At 66.3% G+C, this 9,355-nt stretch carries 8 protein-coding genes and 2 pseudogenes; 4 read left to right on the top strand and 6 right to left on the bottom strand.

Features of this window, described 5'->3' with window-relative positions; translation table 11 throughout:
• Positions 1 to 908 precede the first annotated feature (908 nt).
• Positions 909 to 1,118, top strand: coding sequence for a hypothetical protein (locus tag MKK82_RS24625; RefSeq protein ID WP_238293877.1), 210 nt, complete (start codon positions 909 to 911; stop codon positions 1,116 to 1,118).
• A 272-nt stretch (positions 1,119 to 1,390) separates the two neighbouring features.
• Here MKK82_RS24625 and MKK82_RS24620 read toward each other — a convergent pair whose 3' ends face one another.
• Entirely contained in the window at positions 1,391 to 1,654 is a 264-nt protein-coding gene (locus tag MKK82_RS24620; RefSeq protein ID WP_238293887.1) for a hypothetical protein, read from the bottom strand.
• A 138-nt stretch (positions 1,655 to 1,792) separates the two neighbouring features.
• Positions 1,793 to 2,299 carry a DUF3280 domain-containing protein gene (locus MKK82_RS24615; protein ID WP_238293879.1) on the bottom strand — a complete coding sequence of 169 codons (507 nt, stop codon included), beginning with the start codon at positions 2,297 to 2,299 and terminating at the stop codon, positions 1,793 to 1,795.
• Between the two features lie 508 nt (positions 2,300 to 2,807).
• Between MKK82_RS24615 and MKK82_RS24610 the strand changes: the two genes are divergently transcribed.
• Positions 2,808 to 3,647, top strand: coding sequence for a glycosyltransferase family A protein (locus tag MKK82_RS24610; protein ID WP_243987188.1), 840 nt, complete (start codon positions 2,808 to 2,810; stop codon positions 3,645 to 3,647).
• On the opposite strand, the gene MKK82_RS24605 is transcribed toward MKK82_RS24610, so the two are convergent.
• Positions 3,637 to 5,379 (bottom strand): hypothetical protein, encoded by a 1,743-nt coding sequence (locus MKK82_RS24605; RefSeq protein WP_243987187.1) that lies wholly within the window; start codon positions 5,377 to 5,379, stop codon positions 3,637 to 3,639. The genes MKK82_RS24610 and MKK82_RS24605 overlap by 11 nt on opposite strands.
• 268 nt (positions 5,380 to 5,647) lie before the next feature.
• On the bottom strand, positions 5,648 to 6,058 hold the full coding sequence (locus tag MKK82_RS24600) for a response regulator (RefSeq protein ID WP_283206489.1): 411 nt from the start codon (positions 6,056 to 6,058) through the stop codon (positions 5,648 to 5,650).
• A 225-nt stretch (positions 6,059 to 6,283) separates the two neighbouring features.
• On the opposite strand from MKK82_RS24600, the pseudogene MKK82_RS24595 reads away from it, so the two are divergent.
• Together MKK82_RS24595 and MKK82_RS24590 are read left to right on the top strand one after the other, a co-directional pair.
• Positions 6,284 to 6,397 (top strand): annotated as a pseudogene (locus MKK82_RS24595) (MucR family transcriptional regulator); the annotation flags it as partial.
• A gap of 878 nt (positions 6,398 to 7,275) precedes the next feature.
• Positions 7,276 to 8,538 (top strand): amidohydrolase/deacetylase family metallohydrolase, encoded by a 1,263-nt coding sequence (locus tag MKK82_RS24590; protein WP_243987185.1) that lies wholly within the window; start codon positions 7,276 to 7,278, stop codon positions 8,536 to 8,538.
• 304 nt (positions 8,539 to 8,842) lie between these two features.
• Here the strand turns inward: MKK82_RS24590 and MKK82_RS24585 are convergent, their stop codons facing one another.
• Both MKK82_RS24585 and MKK82_RS24580 read right to left on the bottom strand, forming a co-directional pair.
• Positions 8,843 to 9,001, bottom strand: coding sequence for a hypothetical protein (locus MKK82_RS24585; protein WP_243987183.1), 159 nt, complete (start codon positions 8,999 to 9,001; stop codon positions 8,843 to 8,845).
• A 149-nt stretch (positions 9,002 to 9,150) separates the two neighbouring features.
• Positions 9,151 to 9,355 (bottom strand): annotated as a pseudogene (locus MKK82_RS24580) (hypothetical protein); the annotation flags it as partial.

Raw genomic sequence — 9,355 nt, 5'->3', positions numbered from 1 at the left:
GGCGGTCGAGCCCCCATCGACATTCGAGCTGCTGTCCTTCCCGGTGGCCGCATTCGTCGTCGTGCCGACGTTGCACGGCGCAGCAACAGCCAGGCTCGCTGACAGCGTGAGCATCGTGGCGGCGGTGGCGATCTTCAGGATTTTGGACATGGTTCCTCCAGGTGCTTAAGCCTGAAGGGAAGGGGATCCACTGGTCGTTGTTCCAGCGGCCCCGGTGTAGCAACTCCTCGCGCCAAGGCACGCAGCATCACCCCCTCCGGTCCCGGAACCGGATCCCGGACCCGCCGCTGTTCCCCGGAAGGAACGCCGGGCTGGCGATCAGCGTGCGGAGCCCGCTGCCGCTACGTCGGCGGGGGCTGTGACAGCCGCATTTGCCCAGCCGTCAACGGGGTACTCCCGCGCCGCAGCCTGACGAGCGCCCGATGGCTGCGAGCACGATAGGTGTGTCGCTTGCGGGCGCTCACCCCTTGATCGCGCGCAGCCGGCATTCCGGGGCCTGGGAGCCCGGAGGCCGAGCCAAGCCAGCGCGGCGAGACGGGAGCGCGAGGTGTGGCTCTGATCGACGAACGGAGTAGGTCGGCGGGGGGAGCCGCCTCGAGCCAGTCGATCTGCCATCAGGTCCGATGAGGAAGGCCCGCCCCTTGTGTTCCAGGTGCGAGCTTGTTGCGACGGCGCCGACGGGGCCGCACCTGAAGACGGCGCCGCTGCTCCTCCGACGCTGGGCCTCCAGCCCGTCGCGGTCCGCCACTCCGGCCGCGATGGTTGGCGGATCCTCGGGACCCGCCGGGGTCTCAGCCGTACCGCGCGCGGCGTCGCCACGTCCGATCACGAGCGATGGGTAACAGCGTGACGTCCCACGCGGCCTTATCGTCTCTCGTCCCCTAACGGGTGGCTCTGTCTGCCCCCACATGCTGTTCATGATCACCTTCAAGCCGAACCCCCACACGCTGCGCGTGACGCCCTCCGCGAAGGAGCCGGGGCGGTTCGACTGGTCGATTACACGAGACGCTGTGGTCGTGCGCCAATCGGCTCGATCCTTCGGATCTGAAGGGGCTTCGGAGGCGAACGGCGATGCGGCGTTCCGGGAGCTGACATCGCTCTGGCAGAATGCGCGGTAGATGACCCTATGGGCGGCGGAGGGCGATCTGCGGCTGGCAAAGGCTCCTGCGTAGCCTGGGAGAGGCACATCTCGATCAGCGTCACGTCAGCGCCTTTCTGGACCGTATCCCTGACGAGCTGCATGCCGCTCGCGGGATCTTCGGCGAGGACCGCGTAGAACAGAGTGAGGCGGCACTCCCCTGCGTCCTCGTCCGGGCACGCGGCCTTGACGATGAAGGCCGTCTCATCTGGCTGTCTGAGTGGCAGAGTCTGTGTTTCCGATTCGCTGCAACTAAGGCGCGACCAATTTGGTGGCTGACAAGCGCTTCGTATTCGCAGCGACGTGCTCGCGGTAGCGAGCGATGACGGTTTCGGGCGAGCCGCCGAGCATCAGCGTCGTCATGGCTTCACCGGCGGCGTGAACCTTCTCGGTCACCATCGACTGGGCCTCGGCCAGTCCCTCTTTGCCGCCCCAGGCCAGACGAACTAACCGCAGCTCAACGACACGTTGTGCCTCAACGGCCAGCATCATCGACGAGAAGAAGGGATTGTACACGGCACGCTCCGAGCCCCGGCAGGTGCCGCCAAGGTCAAACTCGGCCGCCACCGGGAATGATCCTTCGCACGCGTGCATGTCTCATTTGCGTTTAAGCACCGCCGATCCACGGATTGGGGTCGGGTGGACGCGTTCGTTTCACCTCTGCGAAGCTTGTCCGCCGCCGCCTTCGGCGCCGGGCAACGGCAGTCGGTTTTTCACGAGGTACTTTATCCCGTGATCGAATGAGAGATCATTGTCGCCGCGAATATCGACGCTGTAGGCCTGCTCAGGCGAATTATCTTTCAAATTCTTCACATATACGTTGATGTTGAGGATCAGGTTCGAGACTTTCTGGATCTCCCCCGTGATCGCCACGTCCGCACCAAGCCGGCGTGCGAAATCATCCGCGCAGCCACCGCATTTGCGCAGCTCTGCGCCCTTGGCGACATCCGCTTTGACGGGGGCTGTCGATACGATCACGTAGCGGCCTGTATCTTTGAGTTGAGCACGCAGCAGATCGCTTAACGGGCCGAGGCGAGCCAAGTCCGCGTCGGTAGGTCCCTGAGCACCGAGATTGGCGAGTTGGAAGTCGAAAACCGCGGCTTTTGACGGTTCGGCGTGGGCGGCCGTGGTGGCTAACAGCAGCGCCACGGTGGTAAACATCCTGTGCGTTCGAACTTTCATAAGCGTTCCCTCAATGATCTGTCGCTGCTCGGGGAACGCGTGAGCGGAACGATCAGTGCGAACCGGTGCCTATCTATTTCGCTTTCGGAACGGGATCCCAGCCACGTCTTCGTCCTCGGGGAGGAACTCCGAGCCGGCGGTGATCACAACAATTCCACTCGGCCCTGGACGGCCAAGACTGAAATCGGCCCAGGATGCCTGGCAGCACGGGTCGCTTCGCCCGCTCGCCGATTGACTCGGCGGCTCCTCGTCGGTCTCAACTGTGCTGACCGCGATTCATGCGCCGCGGTCCTGATCGGGCTGGACGCTCGGCTACGCGTCTTCCGGTGGCATGGCCGGCCGCATCGCTGGATCATCATCCCGGGGCAAGCGATCAGCGTCGCGCGCGGCGGGCGCACTACCCTCCCGCGAGGCTGACGTGGCGGGCAGGCACGACCGCCCTACACTTACAATCTGAGGATGCCCCTTCAGCCCGCTACAGCAAGCAATGATGCGCGACCCGCCTCCGTTTACGTTCGGTATCGCCTTGGTGCCGCGGGCACGCGCCCGCAATTGGGCTCTCGTCGAAACACTGCTGAACCTCACGCTCGCGTCGGTGCTGGCGCAGACCGATGCGGATTTCCGCGTCCTCGTCGTCGGCCACGATCGACCGCGAACCGACATGGACGGCGACGCACGCCTGAGCTTCCTGCCCGCCGATTGGCCCGTGCAGGCGACCGGCCCCAACAACGACGACAGCGGCCGGAAGAAGCACGCCCTCAACGACTACGTCTTGGCGCAGGGTGGTGGCCTGTTCATGCTCGTCGATGCCGATGACTGGGTCGATCGCGACACTGTTGCTGCAGCACGCGCCTGCATCGGACCTGGGCACGTAGGTGGCTTGATCCAGGCTGGGGCGATACTGGACTTTCAGAGCCAGCGGATGGCGGCCCTGCCACATCCCGGCATCTTTCCCGGCGAGTTCCATCGGCTCTGCGGCACGAGCACCGTGGCGTCGCTGCGTCCCGATGCGGCGGACCCAGTCCGCCGCGACCCGTTCAGCATCTTGCGCTCTCACCATCGATGGCTCGAAGTCGCGCAGGAGCATGGCGTGCAGCTCGCCAGCCTCCCGATCTCCGCGAGCTACCTCATCAACACATCCGAGAACCATTCGGACCTGTATGGACCCCACCTCGCCTGGCGCCGCACCTTGACGGCGGCAGTCAACGAGCAGGGTCAGGCGCTGGATGATGCGCTCGCGGCGCCCTTCGGGCTCGGCGCGGCGTCCGTTCGTGCCGCGGCCGCGCGCTTCTTTCACGCCGATCCGGATGCACGCGTCATCGCCTAAGCACGTTCTGCAGCTGCGCAGCGTAGCGCGCACCCGAGCGTCGCAGGCGCCCGCCTTCATCAAGGTCGTACGCCGCGTCAGCCGCCATTGCGGCGGCCCCGAGCTGAAATGCGAGATAGCACGGCGTCAGGAAGGCGAGCAGCTCGCGATCCACCGGACGCCCCGCTTCCTGTGCCACTATCGCCATGAGGCGAGCTTGCCCGGCACTGGATAGCGGCAACTCCACGCAGGCGCCGACGATGTCCCAGGCGATGTCCTGACAGCCGACGAGATCGTGGGCGGCATGGTGGTCGAGGGCGTCGCACTTGAGAAGACGCCCGTCCGGCTTCAGCAGGAACTCCCAAGGTTGCATCCGGCCATCGATCTCCGTGGGATGCGACCGCTCTGCGAGCACCGCGAGGCGATCGGCGGTCCAGCTATCGAGCCTGCCCGCCCAGTCGGAGCCGAGGGCTTCACCCACGTTGTGGCGAGCCATCGCGAGGAGATCGCCGAGGCTTGCACCACGATCTGGCCCGCATGCGAAGCAGCGCGCTCGGAATCCAAGATAGCGTCCGATCTGATCGATGTAGGTATCCGGCGCGACCCGGCAGAGATCGAGCGGTCGAACGTCTTCCATCCAGCGCTCGATGATGAAACCGTGGCGGTAGCCGGAGACGGGCGGCGAAAACCCCTGGGCGTTCAGAGCCCGCGCCCGGTCCAGCTTCGTGCGGCCCGGCAGCCCGAGCCCGGCGAACTTGATGAGCCAAGCGCTGCCACCGGCTCTCAGGAGGAACTTGCGCTTCTCCTGCTGCGCGTTGACCGGCGGCCACGCATCCGTGTCTCGGCCCTGCAGCGTTCGCCAGCTTCCGCCCGAGATCTCCACGAGTGGCGACTCGACCGGACCGACGAGATCCGCAACCCAGCTCGTGAGCCCGCCGCGGGCCAGAACCACATCCTCGAACCGCGCCACGTGGCACCTCATACGGGGCCACCGCGCCCGGTGCCTTTCTTCCGCGTGCGCGCCTGGGGCGCCAGGATGGCTCGGGAACAGTGCGATCCGATCTTCCGCGACGCCGCACGCGCACAACCTGTCGATGACCGCGCCGAAGGAGCTCCCGGACAGACCTGGTCCCTCGTCCACAATCGCGAAACCATCCTGATGGGGACCGGGACGGCCTTGGAGGTCCGTGAGATCGTTCGACACTCTGCGCCGGAATGGGTGCCCGGACGGACGCACGGTGAGCAGGCGCTCCGATCCCAATCCGGATGCCACCATCGCTCCGAGCGGAACGCCGATGCTCCGGATTCCGATCACGTTCGTTCCTGGTCCCAAGCCGGAGCGCGCAGCAGCGATCGCGTAACTTTCTGGGTAGAGCGCGTAGAAAGCGAAGCCTTCAGCCCAGCGCGTCGTGATCCGATCCGGCAGCTTCAGCGCGGCGAGCGGCGTCATGTCGGGCGCGTCGAGTGCGCGTTCGAAGCCCGTCCGCCACGAGGCCCAAACCATTCGCGCCAGCCTCATCAAGAAAAGGCTTGAGGCATCCTGCGCGCTTGAGGTTGCGTCGTGACCGTGTTCGCTGAACGCCGCGTCCGCAATTCCTTGGACGAACTCTCCGGCTACGATGAAGGCCGTGACGAGCGTGCCATGACGGGCGAGGCCCGGCGGCTCATCCGCCATCTCTCGCAGCAGCGCTACGACGGTATCGAGCTTGTGGTTCGGATCACCTGTCCAATTGGACTTGCCGTAGACGAGCATACCTGCCGCTTCACCGAGTCAGATTTACGCCGGAGCACCAGAGCATGGGCAACGCGTGTCTGTCGTCACTCCAGGTGATCGAGTGCTGCGGTGAGGCAGAGGATCCGAAGCGGCCCGGCCGCTTCCGGCCAACTCCGGTGGGCCGCCTTGCGCCCATCCCGGCCGTTCCGCTGGGTCCGTGCGCGGCGCCAAACCCAGCGTGAGACGAGACCAGGAGGCGTAGCAGCCTTATCCCGACGAACGGCGACCAAACGCCCGAGGTCGGCGACTAGGTTCTCAACGGCTCCGGGTGCCTCTCGTCCGGAAGGGTCTTGCGGACATGGTACCGGACGATCTCGGCGCTGAACGGCTTGCCGATGAACGTCGCTCCCGCCGGCAGGTCGCCGGGCTCCGGTTCCGCTTGCCCGGAGGCGACCACGACCGCGATGTGTGGCCAACGCGCGGCGGTCTGTCGCGCCAGATCGAAGCCGTCCGCCTCCCCCGGCATATGCACGTCGGTGAAGAGCAGGTGAACCGCCTCGTGATGCCGGTCGAGTATTCCCAGGGCCTGGACGACGTTCATCGCCTCCAGCACCTGGAAACCCGCATCCTCAAGGATGGCGGTGGCCTCCATCAGGATCAGGGCGTCGTCATCGACGACGAGGGCATGGGGCGCGTCGCCCTGAGCGTCATGGGTCACGAAGTCCAAAGTCTGCTTGGACGGGAAGGTTGCCTGTCAACCGGGTCGCGGTCTCAACAAACCGCTCGGCCCAGAAGGCCCTGCAGAGCCAGATACATGCTAGGCTGGAGCGCGATCGCTTGCGCGCCCCCCGCGGCCGCGACCACCGCCGGACCGCATATCGCTATCGCCATCCGGTCGGTCTCGGACCACACCGGCTGATGACGCAGCCTCGGGAGAGCCGAGATGGTCACGCCGCGCTACGCTGAGCAGCGCTCCGCCCGCGCCAAGGCCATCGGATTGGGCAAGCCGGGCGCAATGGCAGAGGGCGCAGTCAGACGCCGCAATGCCGGTTCATGATGAGGTGATGGGCTATGGAGGCTCTTCCTCAAGACGGTGAGTCAAGTGCATCAGTGGATTCTGCCAAGCTGAGACATCGCCATGAGCTTTCCCGGGACGGGTGTGTTCCATCTTCGAGGCGTGGTCGATTGCGGTGCATGAGCGGTCTTGCGAGCGGCAGCGGGCAAATCATTCGTCATGCCCAATCGCATGCCATCCGCAGAGCTACCAGTCGGCCGTCTCGCCGCTTGGAATTCCGCTGGAAATCAGCGCCTTGGAAGGATGGCGGTGGCCGCCTCATCCAGACTTTGAGGTGAACGCAAATGTCTTGCGCTTCCGGGGGAAGCTGATCGCGCGTCGACGACAGAGTGTTGCCCCGACAGCCGGAGCATGACGGCAGCACCCACGGCAGGAGACCGTCCGCTCTTCCGGCGGACCTTCTCCGAAGCGGCGCTTCCGCGTTTAGCCCGCGTCGGCCACCACATGTAGCTTGCGTGGGTGCCTCAGGGGTGTGGATTTCTGCCGGTCCGCTCTCGGGCGGCAACGCCATCGAAGCGGACATTGCCGTCCCGCCCGCTTACGACCCAACCCAGTGGTGCGGGTCACCAACGGCGCAACCTGAAAACAGTCCTTCGACGCCGACTTCTCGGCGCACGACGCCGTGTGGCCCGTCTGCCGGAACCCGGAGCAGCCGGTGACTTCGGCCGGGGCGGCCCGCCGGCAACCGATATAATCTCTGGCGATCGTCAAGGCACGATTTCTCCGAAACCTTGCAGCTTGACCATTGCGAAAGCTACGCTCCGGCCCGGCGCCGTCGAAGTACGTGCGCTGCGCAACGGGATCTGCAGGCCGACGCACCGACCAACGGCGCGCGGCGGCGCCCCGAGGGAGGTTGGACCATGGCCGATTTGTCGCGTCGTACGTGGCTCGGGCTCGCTGGCGCCATGGCGGCCGTGGGGCCGGCCGCCGCCGTGCCCGACCGCTTCGACCTGCTGATCAAGGGTGGGGAGGTCATCGACCCGAGCCAGTCGCTGCGGGCCAAGCGTGACGTCGGCATCCGCTTCGGCGTGGTGGCCGCCCTCGAGCCGGACATCCCCGCCGAGCGCGCCAAGCAGACGATCGACGCCTCCGGCAAGCTCGTGCTGCCGGGGCTCGTCGATCTCCACGCCCACACCTATCCCTACGGCTCGGCGATCGGCATCCCGGCCGACGAGACCGTCCCGTTCTCGGGGGTGACCACCGTCGTCTCGGCGGGCGACGCGGGAGCCAACAACATCGCGGCGCTCCGGCGCCACATCGCAGCCCAGACGCGGACGCGGATGTTCGCGTTCATCCACATCGCCAACAACGGCCTCTCCGCCTTCCCGGTGGCCGAACTGTACAACCTCGACAACGCGCAGGTGGAGGCCTGCGCCCTGGCGATCGCCGAGAACCCGGATTTCGCCATCGGGGCCAAGGTCCGGATGTCCGAGAACGTCATCTTCAAGCATGGGGCCGAGCCGCTGAAGCGGGCCATCCAGGCCTGCGAGATGTCGGGGCGGCCGGCGAAGGTGATGGTCCATATCGGCGGCGTCGAGACGCCGGCGCTGATGAGCCAGATTCTCGATCTGCTGCGGCCGGGCGATATCCTCACGCATTGCTACTCGGGAGCGCCCAACAGCGCCGGTCAGTTCACGAACATCGTTCAGGACGGCAAGCTGCTGCCGGCCGCCCTGGAGGCCAAGCGGCGGGGCGTCGTGTTCGACATCGGCCATGGCGGCGGCTCGTTCGACTTCACCGTCGCCGAGGCTGCGATCGCGCAGGGCGCGCCGCCGGACACGATCTCGTCGGACCTGCACGTGTTCTCCGGCAACACCCCCGGCATGCCGTTCCTTCCGGTGGTGATGAGCAAGTTCCTGCCACTGGGCTTCAGCCTGGAGCAGGTGATCGCGATGGCGACCCACAAGCCGGCCGGAATCATCGACCGCGTCCCGAAGCTCGGAACCCTGCAAGTCGGCGCGCCCGGCGATGTCTCGGTGATGGAATGGATCGAGCGCCCGCTCTCGATGGTGGACACCCGCAACAACCGACGCGACGGCAAGGGCTTTCTGACGCCGGTGCAGACGGTCAACAACGGCGTGCCGTTCGGCCGTCCCTACCAGTCGCCCTTCTCCGTCCGCTGATCCGCGGAGCGATGAGGGCGACACGCCGTCTCCCGGCGCGCCGCCCCAAGTCTCCGAAAGTCTCGAAAAATCAGGTCCGCGTCGCGTGCCGGGGCCGGCGTTCGGCCCCCACGGTCACGTCGCCGATCATCGGGCCCATCGGCCCGAGGCGGACCAGCCCCGTCTCGTTCAGTCAGTCTGCTGACGGGCGGAAGGGTATTGACGCGTACGTTGCTGCCCCGGCTTCCCATGACCCGGTGCGGAGGTTCGCGCATACAAGCCTACGCCAAAGCCGAAACTCGGCAGCGTTTAAGGCCCTGCCGGATCAGGATGCCAGCACGAAGTCTGCGCCTGCAAAGCCCAATCCGACCATGAACAGGCTCCCGCCCATCACCTCAAGGATGGCGCGGTAGCGCGGGGACCATAGGGACCCGGCAGCCATGCTGACGCCTGCCACGACACAAAACACGCCCAGCGACATCATGATGGCCTCCGCATCGATCAGCGACAGGAGGGCTACGGCTGCGACGCTGCGCAGTTCCTGCGCGTTGAGGCTGTCGACAGATCAATCTGCCGCCGGAGGGCCACGCCCCTCCCTCGACGGGAGGCAGAGCCTCTACCGAGTGGCCGCTGTCAGATCACCGCCAGCTTGGCGAGTTCGGGGACCTGCAGGCCCGGGTCGAACAGCGGGGCATGACCCACGTAGTACAGGGCCAGGAAGGCCGCCAGGGCGGCCCCGTACCAGGCGGGTGCCAGCAGCGCCTGCCGGGCCCGCACCGGGACCCGGGCATCGTCGGCGGCGATCCCGAGCAGCACCACGATGATGCCGGAATGCCCG

The sequence above is a fragment of the Methylobacterium sp. E-046 genome (assembly GCF_022829625.1).
Taxonomy (GTDB): domain Bacteria; phylum Pseudomonadota; class Alphaproteobacteria; order Rhizobiales; family Beijerinckiaceae; genus Methylobacterium; species Methylobacterium longum.
Note: the sequence above shows the minus strand (reverse complement) of the source record. Positions and strands in the feature narration are given on the sequence as shown.

Bases quoted from the DNA above. Each gene is read 5' to 3' on its own strand.
- MKK82_RS24625 (WP_238293877.1), top strand. From the start codon at position 909: ATGCTGTTCATGATCACCTTCAAGCCGAACCCCCACACGCTGCGCGTG.
- MKK82_RS24615 (WP_238293879.1), bottom strand. From the start codon at position 2,299: ATGTTTACCACCGTGGCGCTGCTGTTAGCCACCACGGCCGCCCACGCC.
- MKK82_RS24610 (WP_243987188.1), top strand. From the start codon at position 2,808: ATGATGCGCGACCCGCCTCCGTTTACGTTCGGTATCGCCTTGGTGCCG.
- MKK82_RS24605 (WP_243987187.1), bottom strand. From the start codon at position 5,379: ATGCTCGTCTACGGCAAGTCCAATTGGACAGGTGATCCGAACCACAAG.
- MKK82_RS24590 (WP_243987185.1), top strand. From the start codon at position 7,276: ATGGCCGATTTGTCGCGTCGTACGTGGCTCGGGCTCGCTGGCGCCATG.
- MKK82_RS24585 (WP_243987183.1), bottom strand. From the start codon at position 9,001: ATGATGTCGCTGGGCGTGTTTTGTGTCGTGGCAGGCGTCAGCATGGCT.